General features: G+C 44.6%; 14 protein-coding genes. 6 read left to right on the forward strand and 8 right to left on the reverse strand.

Translation table 11 applies throughout. The annotated features are described in order from the left end of the window. Window positions 1–272 precede the first annotated feature (272 nt). Window positions 273–1,088 (reverse strand): alpha/beta fold hydrolase, encoded by an 816-nt coding sequence (locus ACR8BL_RS24680; protein WP_434749987.1) that lies wholly within the window; start codon window positions 1,086–1,088, stop codon window positions 273–275. 146 nt (window positions 1,089–1,234) lie between these two features. Here ACR8BL_RS24680 and ACR8BL_RS24685 point away from each other — a divergent pair, with 146 nt between their 5' ends. The 3 genes from ACR8BL_RS24685 to ACR8BL_RS24695 all read left to right on the forward strand — a co-directional run bounded on the left by ACR8BL_RS24685 (window position 1,235) and on the right by ACR8BL_RS24695 (window position 4,774). Next, window positions 1,235–1,846, forward strand: coding sequence for a hypothetical protein (locus ACR8BL_RS24685; RefSeq protein WP_434749988.1), 612 nt, complete (start codon window positions 1,235–1,237; stop codon window positions 1,844–1,846). 131 nt (window positions 1,847–1,977) lie between these two features. Further along, on the forward strand, window positions 1,978–3,015 hold the full coding sequence (locus ACR8BL_RS24690) for an ABC transporter substrate-binding protein (RefSeq protein WP_434749989.1): 1,038 nt from the start codon (window positions 1,978–1,980) through the stop codon (window positions 3,013–3,015). A gap of 166 nt (window positions 3,016–3,181) precedes the next feature. Next, entirely contained in the window at window positions 3,182–4,774 is a 1,593-nt protein-coding gene (locus ACR8BL_RS24695; RefSeq protein WP_434749990.1) for an AraC family transcriptional regulator, read from the forward strand. A gap of 18 nt (window positions 4,775–4,792) precedes the next feature. On the opposite strand, the gene ACR8BL_RS24700 is transcribed toward ACR8BL_RS24695, so the two are convergent. From ACR8BL_RS24700 to ACR8BL_RS24725, 6 genes are all read right to left on the reverse strand, one after another. Continuing rightward, on the reverse strand, window positions 4,793–5,572 hold the full coding sequence (locus tag ACR8BL_RS24700; protein WP_434749991.1) for an ABC transporter substrate-binding protein: 780 nt from the start codon (window positions 5,570–5,572) through the stop codon (window positions 4,793–4,795). 882 nt (window positions 5,573–6,454) lie between these two features. Beyond that, on the reverse strand, window positions 6,455–6,784 hold the full coding sequence (locus ACR8BL_RS24705) for a hypothetical protein (protein ID WP_434749992.1): 330 nt from the start codon (window positions 6,782–6,784) through the stop codon (window positions 6,455–6,457). A gap of 362 nt (window positions 6,785–7,146) precedes the next feature. Continuing rightward, on the reverse strand, window positions 7,147–8,001 hold the full coding sequence (locus tag ACR8BL_RS24710) for a sulfurtransferase (protein ID WP_434749993.1): 855 nt from the start codon (window positions 7,999–8,001) through the stop codon (window positions 7,147–7,149). A gap of 34 nt (window positions 8,002–8,035) precedes the next feature. Next, window positions 8,036–8,980 (reverse strand): DMT family transporter, encoded by a 945-nt coding sequence (locus ACR8BL_RS24715; RefSeq protein WP_434749994.1) that lies wholly within the window; start codon window positions 8,978–8,980, stop codon window positions 8,036–8,038. Window positions 8,981–9,327: 347 nt separating this feature from the next. Next, a complete protein-coding gene (gene adhP, locus ACR8BL_RS24720; RefSeq protein ID WP_434749995.1) occupies window positions 9,328–10,344 on the reverse strand; it encodes an alcohol dehydrogenase AdhP in 1,017 nt (338 codons plus the stop codon). Between the two features lie 249 nt (window positions 10,345–10,593). Further along, on the reverse strand, window positions 10,594–10,791 hold the full coding sequence (locus tag ACR8BL_RS24725; protein ID WP_434749996.1) for a hypothetical protein: 198 nt from the start codon (window positions 10,789–10,791) through the stop codon (window positions 10,594–10,596). A gap of 368 nt (window positions 10,792–11,159) precedes the next feature. Here ACR8BL_RS24725 and ACR8BL_RS24730 point away from each other — a divergent pair, with 368 nt between their 5' ends. The 3 genes from ACR8BL_RS24730 (at window position 11,160) to ACR8BL_RS24740 (ending at window position 13,775) form a co-directional block, all read left to right on the forward strand. Beyond that, on the forward strand, window positions 11,160–12,062 hold the full coding sequence (locus ACR8BL_RS24730) for a polysaccharide deacetylase family protein (RefSeq protein ID WP_434749997.1): 903 nt from the start codon (window positions 11,160–11,162) through the stop codon (window positions 12,060–12,062). Window positions 12,063–12,108: 46 nt separating this feature from the next. Then, the gene (locus tag ACR8BL_RS24735; RefSeq protein WP_434749998.1) at window positions 12,109–12,765 is read left to right on the forward strand and encodes a YkyA family protein; all 657 of its coding nucleotides are present in this window, start codon (window positions 12,109–12,111) and stop codon (window positions 12,763–12,765) included. 116 nt (window positions 12,766–12,881) lie between these two features. After that, window positions 12,882–13,775 (forward strand): hypothetical protein, encoded by an 894-nt coding sequence (locus tag ACR8BL_RS24740; protein ID WP_434749999.1) that lies wholly within the window; start codon window positions 12,882–12,884, stop codon window positions 13,773–13,775. 187 nt (window positions 13,776–13,962) lie between these two features. Here ACR8BL_RS24740 and ACR8BL_RS24745 read toward each other — a convergent pair whose 3' ends face one another. Further along, entirely contained in the window at window positions 13,963–15,135 is a 1,173-nt protein-coding gene (locus tag ACR8BL_RS24745) for a mannitol-1-phosphate 5-dehydrogenase (protein WP_434750000.1), read from the reverse strand. Window positions 15,136–15,166 lie beyond the last annotated feature (31 nt).

Consider the following 15,166-nt stretch of genomic DNA (forward strand, 5'->3'; position numbering starts at 1 on the left):
AGTAGGTAAGCATGGTGTGTAACTATGAAATGCCGAATTAGGATTACGGTCCGATAGCAAAATAATATTTCTTTCTGTTGTTATCTAAACGAAATATCATTCTTCCTCAGGCACGTCTGATCGAAGCAGATAGTTTAGAGGGAAGTCAAAAAGCCCGCTTATCGCGAGCTTCAAGGTTTTTATAGGAAAGATGGAATGGGGTCTTTAAACATGAATCAACGCTATCTTTAAGATAAACTGATTTATCTATAGTAGACCTGATGCATATACTATTATTCTAGTATAGAGATAATTTCTTGCTGAACTAGTGCAGGTTGTTCAAGATATACATAGTGTCCTGAGCCTTGCACAGTGACATGAGTAGCCTGATTAGACAATGATGCTAAATCTTGTTGCATTTCAGCCCATTTGATTTCCATTTCTGGCCCCATACCGTGTTCTGTCGCAGAGATTACAGTTAATGGTATATTCCGCATTGCATCCTTGGCACGCAACTTTTCGATATATTTAAAGCTCTTGGTTACTTCTGCATAATCCCCCTCCGCAGTAAACTGTGACTGATACATCTCAATAAATTCTGGAGGCAAGGTTGCCAGAACAGCTTCCTCTTGCTTTTCATGAGAGGCATCAATCAGCACAACTCCTGCAACTTCATTGGTATAACGATCAGCAAATCCCCGCACATTTAATCCGCCAATGCTGTGTCCTACCAGTACATATGGACCTGGAATATTAGCTTTCCGAAGCAGCTTATGTAGTTCTTTCACCTGTTGTTTTGTTGTTTTATCTTTGGTAGTATCGTCACTAAGGCCGAGCCCAGCTCGATCATAAGAAACAGTTAACGTTTTTTTGGATATCTCGGACTGGATACCAGACCAGACGGATGAATCGTCACCATATCCGCTAATGAAAACAACGGTGGGAAGAGACGTTTGCACTCCTTGAATATCCGCATACAAGGCAACCCCTGTACTTACTTCATAGAGCCCGCTAGAGCCAACCTGATTCGTTTTCCCTTCTGCAAGTGGAGCTGTCATCAGAAAAACCAGGCAAAAACTTAGAGATAAAGATAGCCAACGTTTCATCATACATACCCTCCTAATATAGGAATAATTAAGATATTCATTCATATTAGAGTATATCCTTCGAAGGTAAAAATGTAAATAATTATGTTAATTATATAAAATTCTAACAAAATATTGATTAATCGAAAATTGAGCCTTGGAGGAATACTATGAAGCAGACCTACCTTGTTTTATTGTTCGTAACGATGTGGCTCACTAGTGCATGTGAACAGTCTGATCGTAGTATGAACAAAGAGGAACATGGGGTTTCTACTACTCAGACAGGGACGGGCACGATCAACAATCTAAGTTTATCTACTTTGGATTCTGAGAAGGCTTATGAACTTTGTGCAGAGGCTCTATCTGAATATTACAAAGCTATCTGGAACGGTCTGAAATTTGATGTTAGCAGGTATATGGACAACCCGAATCTCAAACAATATACGGAAAAAAAGATCAAATCACAATATAATCTGTTTCGGAAGAACAACCTAACCTATAACCAAGTGAAAGAGGTCAAGATGGATGCTGAAAAAGTGGATTATATTGAAGGGGAGCAAAGTTTTTACTATCTAAAACTGAATGCACGTATTACTAAGGATGTAGGTGAATATGCGGAGTCTACTGAATTTTTGATACAAGATATGAAGGGCAAGTTAATTATTGTAGACTGGTATACATCTGGAAAGGATAGTTACGATTCCATTATGCGTGGGGAGAGTCAGGTGATTAATAATCCTGTCATCTGGGAGGATCACGCTAACCTTCTTGAAATCATATGATCCGTCTCCTCCTAATCTTCTAAAAAATATCACCGTATTCTCCATGTGCAAAGGGAAGCACTGTCCGGTATTCTATTTTAAGTGAGATTGATTCTCATTATTGAATACAACATAGCGAGGAGATTCATTCGATGAAACAAGCACCTAAGAATAGCGTCATCTTTGCAGTAATGGTACTGTTGTTCATTTTGATGATGACAGGATGTGGCACTGAGACTGAACGTGGTTCATCCATCGGCGGCCTTCCAGCTTCGTCATCAACGGAATCAGCAACAGGGAGTCAGGAAGAGGAAGTAGCAGACAGTGCTTCACAAACAAAGTCTTTCACCGATGCAAACGGAACACAAGAAATTCCTGTCAAACCGCAGCGCATTTTTTCGATCAGTGCCACAACACAGTTGCTTGCTCTCGGCATTACGCCGATTGGTGGGTTGCAATATGAGATCAATCAAGATTATTATTTGAAGGATGCAGCCAAAGACGTTCAAATCGCAGGAGACTATCCGCCTAATCTGGAAGCAGTAACGGCACTTCAACCGGATCTGATTATTGCCTCCTCTTTTGTCGAAGCGGATGTGTTAGAACAATTGCAGAAAATCGCACCTACCGTGGTCTATCCATGGGAAGATAATCTATACGATCAGCTGAGATACATAGGCGACATCGTTGGCAAGAAAGCGGAAGCAGAAGAGTGGATTACAAAGCATGAAACCAAGGCGGTGGAACATAAAGCCGAAATGAGCAAAATTGTGACAGCAGATCAGACGGTGGCAGCCGTTGAAATTTTCAAAGACACATTCCAGGTCGCGGGCAACCGAAACATGGGGTTTGTACTGCATGATCTGCTTGGATTAAAGCGTATGGAATGGGTTGAGGAAGAGATTGATAAAAACAGTGGGTTTGTTGTGTACACCGAGCCTCAGTCACTGGAGAAATTGCCTGTTTTAACTGCAGATTACTTGATCATTAAGGTCAATGATACTCAACCAGGTTCGTTGGCATTTTTCGAGAAAATGAAAGAATCGAGTTTGTGGAAAAACCTCCCTGCGGTTCAAAACGGAAATGTTTTTATTGTACCGCATGATAAATGGTGGTCTTACACGTTATTCTCTACTGACGCGCTGCTGGATGAAGCAGTGGAATTGTTCAAAAAACATAATCAAAACTAAAACATCATAAATGAATTCTCAAAAATGAAGCATCAAAAATTAAAGCCTCCACTAAAAAAGGGGGCTTTTCTGCGTATTGGAATTCCCGTACAATAGTTATAGATGAGAATTGTTTTCAATTAGAAGTGGGGGACTTATGGTGGATTGGCAGACCTTTGATGTATCTATGGATAACGTGCGTTTGCGTTGGATTGGGCTTGAGGTATACACGTTTCATTCGGATATAGAACATGCGATGTTTGCATCCAATCATGTTACACTGTGGATGATCAATGAGGGAGAAGGCGTTGCCGTTGTGGACGGACAACAACTTCCCATTGTTCCAGGCAGCAGCATCATGATTCTCCCTGGAACAGTCATCGAGTGGGTGCATCAGCCAAGACAAATCGTGCATGCATACAAACTTGAATTTGAGGCCAATTGGGAGGAAGAAGCTACAGAGCACCCATTGATTATGATTGCTAATCGCTTGGTATCGGTCCAGCCTGTGGCGGAGTTGATGGAACTGCTCGAGCAGATGGTTGAGCTAAAAAAGACGAATATCGGGTTGGCTCGTTTTAAGCGGGAGATTCTGTTGCAGGAAGCAATTTATCAATTTGCGCTGAAGGCTTGTGCCAATCAGCCAGCAACGACCAAGGAGGCCGTGCTCCGAACGATCACTCATATGGAGGCAAATTATCAGCGTAATTGGAAAGTAGGAGATTTGGCAGCCATGGCTAGTGTGAGCCTGAGGCAGTATAGCCACATTTTCAGACAGATTACAGGAACAAGTCCGATGGATTATTTGCATGGCGTTCGAATGGATCAGGCCAAACGTTTGCTGCGCTCATCAAGTGGGGACATGCTGTCTGTTGCCAAACAGGTCGGATTCAAAGATGAGTTTTATTTCAGTCGCAGGTTCAAACAGCAAGAAGGGGTGTCTCCTAGTGCTTATATGAAAAAAAGTGAGCCTCGTGTGATCGGTCTTCTGTTTACCTCCCATTTGCTGGCCCTTGGCATAACGCCAATTGGCGTACCGGATTATCATGTGTTTCGCAACGAGTATATTCGTCCCTATTTGCCTGAGATGGAGCCATTTGCATGGGGACCATGTGATCTCGAGCAGATTCGTACAATGAAGCCTGATCTTATTTTGGGATATGAGCATATGACAACGGGGGAATATGAACAGTTCTCCGCAATTGCCGAGGTGGTGCGTATTCCTTGGCAATCTCAGGACGTATACCAGCAGCTGGATAGTGTTGGTGCCGTTGTTAACAAGCGCATGAAAAGCATTGAATGGATGGAGCAACATCGGATTAAAGTTGACCACACTAAGGAGTGTCTTCGTTCCGTGATTGGATTGCAGGAAACGTATGCAGCGCTAGTGATAGAAGATACAGGTTTTCGCGTAGCAGGCAATCGAAATATGGGACATGTGCTGCATCGATCTCTCCGGTTGACTCCTCACCCGCTCGTGCAGCAATTCATTAACGACTACAATGGGTATAACGTCTTTTCGAACAAACTTCCATTTGAAGAACTTCCTTATTATGATGCAGATCGATTGTTTATCATGGTTAATGGGCAAAATCCGAATGCGGAAGCCGCTTTCCAGCGTCTCTGCCGCTCCGAAATATGGAACAGTTTGAAGGCAGTTCGAAATAAAAACCTACATACGGTATCCTACGACAAATGGTGGATGTATACACCGCTGGCAGTCGATGGCCAACTTGATGAAATGGTCCGATTGCTGGAGCACAATTCGTCGGTTAGATAGATTGAAATTTACATCGGGCTAGTTATCTTTCAGCGAGGTGTAGGGATCAGCGGTGAAATATTTATGGATATCCAGTTTGAAGATATGGTTGTTCTGCACCGCAGGCAGGTTGTCCCAGACATTAGGCAACAGAGAATGATCCTTTGTGCCTTCTGTAACCATCATCAGCAGATAATCACCCACGTATTCTCCAAATACCTCTGCGCTAGCTTCCATGTTTTCTTTACCTTGGTCCAGAATATCGGACTTAACCTTGGATGCCAGCGTCAGTCCTAGCAATTCATAGGCTGCTCTTCCACCACGATTGGCACTGTTGCCGATAATGGCTGGGTTCTTCAAAAAGTTAAAATCGGCAACGGTGAAGGTGGCATCGTCCGGAATTACACCTTGGATTTTGGCCTTAGCCGCTGCAATAAGTTGTTTAAACGATTTGTTCCACGCGATGGCTTCTGCTTCACGATTTAGAATGTCGCCCATGGCGGTCACCTCGGCTTCCATGGAATCGTACTGCTCGGGTACGAATACAACAGTCGGAGCGATTTTGGAATAGGTCTGAAATTTCTCCTGGTCCCATGTGATAATCAGATCCGGTTCCAACTCTACCATTTTCTCAAGTGAAACCTCGCTATGATTACCCAAATCCGCGCTATCCACAAGTTTGTCGCGCAGGAACATACCATAATCTAGCAGGCTGCCCGGCACACCAACAGGTGTTACGCCGACAGCCAGAACATGTCCTATATTCCAGTCGACGACAACTCGCTCCGGGGTGAGGGGTACCGTGATATCTCCCATCATTGTTGAGAGTGTTCTTGTCTTAGGTGCGGTGTTTACTGTTTCTGCTGCTCTATTGCCTCGTTTTGGTTACAACCACTCATGAATATGGCCATGATCAGCAAAAAAGGTAGGGACATACGATACCAAGCTTTCTTAAACAACAAAGGAAAATCATTCGTTCGAGAATCTCTCTAGATCTAGAACGTACGGAAGGAAAAGCAGTGATTGATTGAATATAATGGGACTAAAACGAAATACGCATCTAGATAGTGTTCTTGAAGAATTCCTATTTAAAAAGAACAATGTCTAGTCGTTGAATTTTTGTTGATCCACGGTGAATTGTTGATTCTTTCCTTGAAGTCGGCTTCTTATCAGGCCACCTGCAGATTACTTTCTTATCCTCATGCTCACTCCAATTTGGTTTTCGAGTAAATTAAAACTTAGAAAACATTACGTTTACCCTTATCCAATAAAACGTCAAAAAAGCCCGTGAATAATTACGGGCTTTGGTTTGTAAATTCCTCTGATCAACACTTGATAAATTGAAAGGTGAGTAAGGAATTATCTACCGAAACTCAAAATTTCATTACCAGAATCAGTAATTATTGCGTATCTTCCATTTGTTTTTTGTTTATATTTGTGTGCAGGAATAGAATCTGAATTTACATTTTTTTGTATAATTTGAAGGGTTGTTTATTATATCATCTCTCAAAGTCCTAGCAGCTAACAAATAGTTATACAAGTTATTTACAAGTGCTTCACCTATGTAATTGTTGGAGCATAAGGGTCGGTTGTTTTTGAACTTTCGACATCTGCAAATGCAGATGTGCTAATAGAAAGTAGTGTGAGAAATGCCAGAATAGAACTGAAAATTTTTTTTATTTGAAAGAATTCTCCTTTATATTATATTCCGCAGATTGTAAAACAATGATGATTTTTAAAGCAGATATTTGCCCATGTATCAATTTCTAGAAGGAGTTTTTGCGTTTTAATTGATTTGGAAGTGAGAACCTCTTGTTTGATGCACTCCCAAGTTTCTTTGTTGACTACTGTTGGACCATAGTAATTGAAGTTTACTGAAGAATTGTTAAATTCTTCTATTAATTGAGTTTCATTTAGGACTTCCTCTGTTAAGTAAATCGAGTTATCAAGCCAGTGATCATCAAGTAGTTCCCCTTGCATAAATTCAAAAACATCATGTCCTTTAAGTTCATGCTTTCTTAAAGTGAGCACTCTGTCTCCTCCTTACTCCAATATAGACTCTGCGATGATGTATTACTGGTAAGGAATACAAAAAGAATAATCCTCCTTTGCTATATTGAATAATCATACGACAAAAAAGTATTTTTTTGGGGTTTTATTTCTTGCTTTTACAGGTAGTTAACATTTGTCAAACACATCTACAGGGAAGCAATCAAGTGAACATCTGCGTGAATGAGTGCAAAGATTTCTGGATATATTCAAAGCATAATCTATCATCTGATTTAAGTTGCCTTTATTCATTTCTAGTTGACTTCATGTTGACTTTTAGGCCAAAAAAATACATCACCAAGGAATTAAAGCTGCATGGTGATGTATCCAAACTCTATAGACTGTTACTTATCTTTCGGTTTTCTATCTTCCTCCGTCGCCACGGCGTTCCCCTCATAACTAATCCAGTCGCTCCAGCTTCCTGAATACAGCTTCACATTCGAGAATCCCGCTTCCTCCAGTGCAATCACGTTCGGGCAGGCGGATACGCCGGAGCCGCAGTACACGATAATCGCACCATCTTTCCTTAGCTTCGCGAACCGCTCCTCAAGCGCGTCAACACCAGACCAGCGACCATCCGCATCCAATACTTCTTTCCAAAAATAGTTCACCGCCCCCGGAATATGTCCGGCCTTGGCATCGATCGGTTCCTCCAGCCCCGCATAACGGCGGTCATCGCGTGAGTCAATCAGCACGGCGCTGCCGCTGGCGGATGCGTGTTGCACATCCGTAACACTTGCCAGCATTTGCGGCTGTAAGTTCACGTCAAACGAAGACGGAATCTGTACCGGGATATCCGTCGTAACAGGGAACTTGGCGTTCTGCCAAGCGGAGAAACTCTCATCCATGACATAGACTTGCTCATGTCCCAAGTAGCGAAGTAACCACCACAGGCGAGAGGCGTTCATGCCGCCTTGATCATCATAAGCAATGATGCGGCTATTGGAGCCGATGCCTGCTTTGGCGAGGCGGTTTGCCAGAACAGACGGATCAGGGAGCGGATGGCGTCCGCCATGCTCGGATACCGGAGCGGAAAGATCCTTTTCAAGATCAAGGTAGACAGCCCCCGGAATATGTCCGGCTTCATAGGTTTCACGCCCGGCATCGGGTTGTCCCAGCAGGAAGCGACAATCTACGATGGCGACATCGGGTTCGTATATTCTGGCGAGCAGCCAGCGCATGGATACCACATTTTTCATAACAACACACCGCCTTTAATATGTAATGAGTTTTTTATACCGTCTTCGGTTCAACAGGAACCGGAGCAGCGATGGGGGCATCAGCCGGGATAGGCTGTGGTTTGGTTTTGCCATACCGAATGAAGATCCACACCCCGAACAGGATAACAACACCTGCAGACATTTGAAGTGTGCTCAGTGCTTCACCCAGCAACACCCAGGCTAGCAAAGATGAGAATACAGGCTCTCCGAGAACACCCATGGATACCGTAGTAGCATTCATATATTGCAGCAACCAGTTGAAGAGATAGTGTCCAAAGATCGTTGGTACGATGGCCAGCAACAGGAAGATTCCCCATTCTGAAGCCGCATACCCGCCGAACGGATGCCCCATGAATAGATTGTACACTGCGAACGTACAGGCAGCGACAAGAAACACCCAGAAATTATACGAGAATGCACTGAGACCTGTTCGCAAAAATTGACCCAGCAACATATGCACAGCCACTGCCATCGTGCCAAGTAACGATAGAATATCTCCCTGCAGCGCAGTACCCGCCACCTGAAAATCTCCTGCACCAATAATAATCGACCCGAATAGAGCGATGCCCATACCGATGAGCATCATGCGATTGATCTTGGCTTTGAACAGCCATACCGAACCGGCCAGGATCAGAATCGGCTCCAGAGCAAGGATGACGGTGGAACTGGCGACACTGGTTAACCTCAATGATCCCATCCAGAGCAGGAAGTGCAGCGCAAGCATCACACCGGAAGCCAGTAACAAGACCCACTGACGGAAATTCAATCGTAACATCTCATGTCTGTGCGGCCAAACGAAAGGCAGCATGAGCAGATTGGTTAAAAACAGGCGATACATGGCAATGACCGCAACATCTGCGTCAGACCAGCGTACAAAAATAGAAGAGAAAGAAATGGCAATAATGCCGACGACAAATAACATATAGATGGATCTGCCGGCACGGTTCATGCTTGTCATAGGTGTAGCTCCTTCTTGTAACTAGATAACCTAAATCACCTCATTATACAGGAGAAGATCAATGCAGGGAAGATCAGCAAGTGAAACGCATGTACGTGATAACCGTCATCCAATCACAGGAAAAACAGCAATACATGTTGAGATAACTAACTGCGGACACCCGTTAATGTACTAGCGCATTAGTGGAAGGATGATCATGCAATGTGCAGTTAAAACAAAAACTCGTACAGAGAGGGAAATGTTGACTCCCCTTGCGCTGTACGAGTGTCTACGTCATGTGCACTTAAACAATTGAACCGACTGATTGCTGGAAATGATCCCCTGTAAAGTCTTACATTCTGGATTGATTAGTTCGTAAAATCAATGACCATGCGGCCTTGGATTTTACCTTGTTCCATTTCCTTAAAGATGTGGTTAATGTCTTCTAGCGGACGCTTGGCAACAATAGGAACGACTTGGCCATCTGCGGCAAACTGGAAAGCTTCCTTCAAGTCTTCCCGCGTGCCTACCAGGGAGCCGATGACTTGAATGCCGTCGAGAACCAGACGTGGAATATCAAGATCCATCTTGTCCGTTGGTAGTCCTACCGCCACGACTCGCGCGCCTGCTTTTACAACATCAATAGCTTGATTAAAAGGTGTTTTTGCAACAGCAGTGACTACGGTTGCATCCAGTCCATACCCGTTCGTTAACGCTTTGGCTCTGGAGACCGGATTTTCCTTCAAGCTGTTAACGACATGATCGGCACCAACCTTTAGCGCCAGTTCAAGTTTCTCATCACTGATGTCAAAGGCGATGACTTTGGCATTGAACACATGTTTTGCATATTGCACCGCCAGATTACCCAGGCCGCCTATGCCGAAAATTCCGATCCACTGCCCTGGTTTGATATGGCTTACTTTTACCGCTTTATAGGTAGTAACCCCGGCACAAGTTACGCTGGTTGCAGCCGCAGGATCGAGATTATCCGGTACCTTTACCGTATAGTCGGCTGTAATGATGCATTGCTCTGCCATTGCACCATCTACCGTATAACCTGCATTCTTGACCTCACGGCACAGCGTTTCTCGCCCAGTCAAGCAATACTCGCAACGTCCGCAGCTTTCGAACATCCAGGCAATGCTGACTCGATCTCCAATGCTAAGGCTGGTTACTCCTTCAGCTAGCTGAATGACTTTTCCGATGCCTTCATGACCGAGAACCCTGCCTGTAACGTCGCCGAAATCTGCATTTTTTACATGTAAATCTGTGTGGCAAACCCCGCAATATTCAATTTGAACGAGAGCTTCGCCATGTTTCAGGGGACGTAGCTGTTTTTCCTCTACACTAACCCTTTTGTCCTTTGTGACAACTGCAGCCTTCATGAAAGATTCTCCTTTAATGAGCACTAGATATCCGTTTTTGTATTTAAGTAAAATCATTCAACCATCTATTAGAATGTGAGTTTGGATCAGAAAATATGCAACAAATGAATGGATAATGCCCAGTCCCTTATTTGGATTTAATGAACCCTGATATGATTTTTGGTTGGTATTTGGTGTGCTACTCCAGTCAGTGTGATACTTGTTGTGGGCACGATCTTTTAGTGTTTAGGTTGACAGGGCACCCCCTAATCATTCAGCTGAATAATCCTTATGGTATGTCGCCAGACGAATGGAAGCATGAGCAGATTGGTCAAACAGGCGATATATGGAAATGACCGCAACATCTGCGTCAGACCAGCGTACAAAAATAGAAGAGAATGAAATGGCGATTATGCCGACAATAAAAAACAAATAAGTGGATCTGTCAGCACGGTTCATGTTTGTCATGTGTGTAGGTCCTCCTTGAAAATAAGCTAACAATCACCACGTTATACTGGAGAAAATCACTGAGGGAAGATAGATTCGAGGAATAGATAGGTAACATTTCAGCTAACGCTGTGCCATGCATAAAAGAAGAATACACCTAAAAAACGGCAACAAATATCGCAGTCCAATTTACCTTTAACAACGAATAAGTTTAGCTGTTTGTCACGAGCTAGAGAAACATGGAAAAGAGATAAGCAGATTGTAACCGGGCTTGTAACTATTCTGTCATTCACAGCGCGAGGTTTTCTATTAATCTTTTATATAGAGACATGAATCGATATAATATTCCATTCATCGGGAAAAAATGAGAGTTAGGAAGTGGCCAGGTCGTGAGAGTACAACAAGAAACAACGCGAGAGTATGGAAATGCCATTCGCAGTGCAAGTCGGAAACAAACCCATAGAAGAAGAAAAATTCGCTACGGCAGGTTAAGCGTAGCTATTATGCTCATGCTCCTGTTGGTTGCGGGATTGACATATGTATTTATCGGCATGACTCATTGGATTAAAACGGCGGTGGCCCCACCGCCAATTGCCGTGATTGAACAGCCCGCCAAGCTGGGTATGATTCAGGTCACACCTGAGGCGAAGGAAGAACCGGCGCGGTTTCTGGGTCAAGTTCGTAAAGTGGCGTACATAACTTTTGACGACGGACCAAGTAAATATACGGATCAGTTGCTGGATATTTTAAAACAACATGAGGCGAAGGCGACCTTTTTCATGGTTGGACGTCAGTTGCATGAATACCCGGATGCGGTGAAACGTTTGGTAAAAGAAGGCAGTTACCCTGGGCTGCACAGCATGACACATAATTATAAGAAGCTGTACAAGAGCGGGAGCTCAGCCAATTTTGTGAACGAGTTCAAAAAAGAGCAAAAAATGGTCGAGAAACTGATCGGATACACACCGCATCTCATCCGTGCCCCATACGGAAGCAGTCCGCAGATTGGTGAAGCGTTCAGAGGTGATATTGCTGCGGCAGGTTTCAAAATGTGGGATTGGACAACGGATTCACTGGACTGGAATCTTCCAGGTCAGCCGGATAAAATTCTAGCCCGAGTGAGTAACAGTGTACACAAGGATAAGGAAGTTATTTTGATGCATGAACGGGAACAGACCGTGCAGGCGCTACCGCGTATCATGAAACTCCTGGAAGAACGGGGTTATGAGTTCGAGGTATATGATCCGAATGCACATTGGGTTGTCAATTTCAGCGGAGATGTCCGTCTGTAATATTACGATAGAACCGTAGAGGGTTATGGCAAGAGAGGGAGAACACATGTTAATCACGAGTAAAAAAATGACCCTTGCAGCATGCAGCATATTGCTGATGCTTCTACTTAGCGGGTGTGGAGAGCCGCAGGAGCCTGCGGCCAACCAGGTTAATCGGTTGGTGCAGGGCGGTCAGGAAATCGATAAAAGTTTGAAGTCCTTGACACGTTATGAAGAAGAGGATATGGACTTATACAAGACTATTTTGAGCAAAGGGAAGAAAAAGAACAGCAATATCGAGGCAATGCTCGATCAAGCCGATGCTCATATTCAGGAACGACGAGTGTTGCTTGAGCAGACGCGTAAGGTCATGCAAGAGGCAGGAGAGAAAACCGAAGCGCTGCGTCATTCCCTGAAAGAACTTACCATTGAGAAGGAAGAGACTCTTATTCACGCAGGGAAAGTGCTGGATCAATATGAGGCAAGAGCCAAAACATTTGAGCTGTTTGTTGTCTCCTATGAGCATAGTCTGGACGCTGAGGCTGAACTTTACGGACTCATGAGAGAAAGTGCCAAGCCGAATCTTGTGAAAATTAAACGCGCCATCCGCACACGCAATGAAGAGTACGCAAAGCTTGCGGATGTACGGAAACAATTCAACCTGCAGACGCAAGCATTCAACGCTGCACATGCGCAGTTGGTCAAACTGGATCAGCAGGGCTAAGTTGGAGCGCAGAGTGACGAATACCGTTTTTACGTGATTGAGCTGCTTGGGTCCCGTGTAAATAAATATTATAGGAAGCGAAGCAGCATTGCGTATAAGCTAACGGAGGTGTTCATATGCGAAAAAGGAATAGGGCAAAGGTCAGTACCACATTAGTGGTTCTTCTTATGGGATTCTCACTTGTAGCTTGCGGGAGCAGTGCACCTGTACTTCAACCATCTGTGAACAATACAAAGGAAACGTCGCCCGCTCCGGAACAGAAGCCGGAGGAAAGTAATGTCATTGAAGCAGAGGGGATTCTGACGGGCTGGGCTGACCCACATACCGTAGAGATTCGTGTGAATGACAAAGCGATGTCCTTCCAGGTGAGCGAGGAGATGCAGAAGTCACTGGACGATATCGATGACGAGGATTCGGTTCGTTTCAAATATGTAGAAAAAACGGTTGATATATCGACCAAACAGTGGATACTTACCGAGATTGCCAAAATCGCATCGGCGGATGACGATAAAACGGGTTCTGGGGCGGGAGATACCATTACATCTGACCGTCCAAAAACGTCAGAGCTGGAAGTGACGGTGGAAGGAATCACCGAGAAGCGGCCAGTAAATCTGGCACAGGCGAAAGGATATTCCCTGTATATCTTTGCGCCAATGGAGTTTGATGCAGAAGACCATGAGCTAACGATGAAAATTGATCCTGCGTATAAGGCAGAGATTGAGAAGCTGCCTTCGGACTTTAATTTGGATTATTTGAAGATGGACGCCAAGGAAGAGTTGTCGAAGACCGGAGAGGTCAAAGAATTAATGGCTGAGCAACTCAGCAATGGGCCGATGAAAGATGCAAGGTTGTTCATGATGTCTCAGAATGACAAGAAAACGCAATATTTTATCGTCAAAGAACTGGACGGCAATGGATTTATTTTCCACATTAATGCACCGATTGGTGAACCTTCCGAAGGTTTTCTACCTATGGTGTATGCATCAGTGAACTCCATCATGAATGAATAGAGAAGTCACTGTAAGCAGCGTGTTTCCTGACAAGAGGGGATGCGCTGTTTTGTTTTGGGGGAGCAGGGTGAAATACAGAAAAGAGCCGGAAGGAACAAGGCGTACACAGGTTCCTTCCGGCGTCTTCGCCGTGGTCATGATATTATGGGTCTATTAAGATAGTTGATCCACAGCCTGAACGGCGAGTTCAGGTAAGTACGCTCGGTACCTTGTGCCCTTGGAGTTCTTGATAACGGGTAATCACGTGCTGATGAGCGGGATGGTCTTCGGGAATGCCCATGCGTTCGCGAATAAAAGCAGAGGGGCCATCTTCACGAATCATATGTTGCAGCTTCATGGCTTCCTCATCGCGTTTGTCATCAAACAGCATCGCGGCCGCCATCGCAGAGGTTAAATGAGGAATAGCAATTCCGAATTCACTGGCCTGCATCGCTGGGCGAACAAGCCGGTCATGGGGCGAAAGCTTGCGAAGCGGGGAACGTGCAACCCGGGTAACCTGATCTGTCAGATTTGGGTTGGCGAACCGTTCTAATATCGTACCAATGTATTTCTGGTGTTTATCGGCATTAAAGCCGTGTTTACGGATCAGCATGGCTCCCGTCTCTTCCATAACGTGACGAACCTTGGCACGAAGAGCCGTGTTGCTCATGACCTGCCGAATCGTCTTGAAGCCTGCGAGATAACCGAAGTATGCGGCGACACAGTGACCTGTGTTAACCGTAAACATTTTGCGCTCGATATATGGTTCTAGTGAATCAACGTAGTGTACGCCTTCGATTTCTTTAAACCCATCCAGCAAGGCGGGACGATGAACGACCCATTCATAAAAAGGTTCAACGGTGACCTGCAGCGGGTCTTCGTGGTTTTGGGCCGGAACAATCCGGTCCACAGCTGCATTGGGGAATGAAACATAACGTTCAGCTTTGGCACGGGTGGACTCATCGAGAAAAGGATAGATACGCTTTTTCAGCCGGGTACTACCGCCAATCGCATTTTCACAAGCGATAATGTGCAGAGGGGTATGATTATTAGCTTTCATACGCAGGTAGATGCCTTTTGCAATCGGCTCGGCGATATCCCCAAGGGCAGATACACCTACCGCCGTTGTGATGAGATCAGCGGATGCAATCTCTTCTGCGACACGCTGCTGCTCATTTACGTTAATTGCGGTTACGTTGTTTACGATGGTTGTGTCTTTTGCGTTATTGGCGAGGGTAATCGGATATTCTTGTCTTTGTTGAAGCATCAATATTTTCTTTGGGTTACGCGCGACAAAGCAGACGTCATAGTCGGAAGCGGACAACATATGACCGATAAACCCGCGACCTATGTTGCCCGCACCAAAATGTACAGCTTTCATATGTGAACTCCCCCTTTAAGATTGGATGACG

The organism is Paenibacillus amylolyticus (assembly GCF_051136285.1).
Lineage (GTDB): Bacteria > Bacillota > Bacilli > Paenibacillales > Paenibacillaceae > Paenibacillus > Paenibacillus amylolyticus_F.

Coding starts and splice junctions, on each gene's coding strand:
- adhP (WP_434749995.1), bottom strand. CDS start 10,344: ATGAAGGCTGCAGTTGTCACAAAGGACAAAAGGGTTAGTGTAGAGGAA.
- ACR8BL_RS24745 (WP_434750000.1), bottom strand. CDS start 15,135: ATGAAAGCTGTACATTTTGGTGCGGGCAACATAGGTCGCGGGTTTATC.
- ACR8BL_RS24680 (WP_434749987.1), bottom strand. CDS start 1,088: ATGATGAAACGTTGGCTATCTTTATCTCTAAGTTTTTGCCTGGTTTTT.
- ACR8BL_RS24715 (WP_434749994.1), bottom strand. CDS start 8,980: ATGACAAGCATGAACCGTGCCGGCAGATCCATCTATATGTTATTTGTC.
- ACR8BL_RS24710 (WP_434749993.1), bottom strand. CDS start 8,001: ATGAAAAATGTGGTATCCATGCGCTGGCTGCTCGCCAGAATATACGAA.
- ACR8BL_RS24725 (WP_434749996.1), bottom strand. CDS start 10,791: ATGACAAACATGAACCGTGCTGACAGATCCACTTATTTGTTTTTTATT.
- ACR8BL_RS24685 (WP_434749988.1), top strand. CDS start 1,235: ATGAAGCAGACCTACCTTGTTTTATTGTTCGTAACGATGTGGCTCACT.
- ACR8BL_RS24695 (WP_434749990.1), top strand. CDS start 3,182: ATGGATAACGTGCGTTTGCGTTGGATTGGGCTTGAGGTATACACGTTT.
- ACR8BL_RS24735 (WP_434749998.1), top strand. CDS start 12,109: ATGTTAATCACGAGTAAAAAAATGACCCTTGCAGCATGCAGCATATTG.
- ACR8BL_RS24740 (WP_434749999.1), top strand. CDS start 12,882: ATGCGAAAAAGGAATAGGGCAAAGGTCAGTACCACATTAGTGGTTCTT.
- ACR8BL_RS24690 (WP_434749989.1), top strand. CDS start 1,978: ATGAAACAAGCACCTAAGAATAGCGTCATCTTTGCAGTAATGGTACTG.
- ACR8BL_RS24700 (WP_434749991.1), bottom strand. CDS start 5,572: ATGATGGGAGATATCACGGTACCCCTCACCCCGGAGCGAGTTGTCGTC.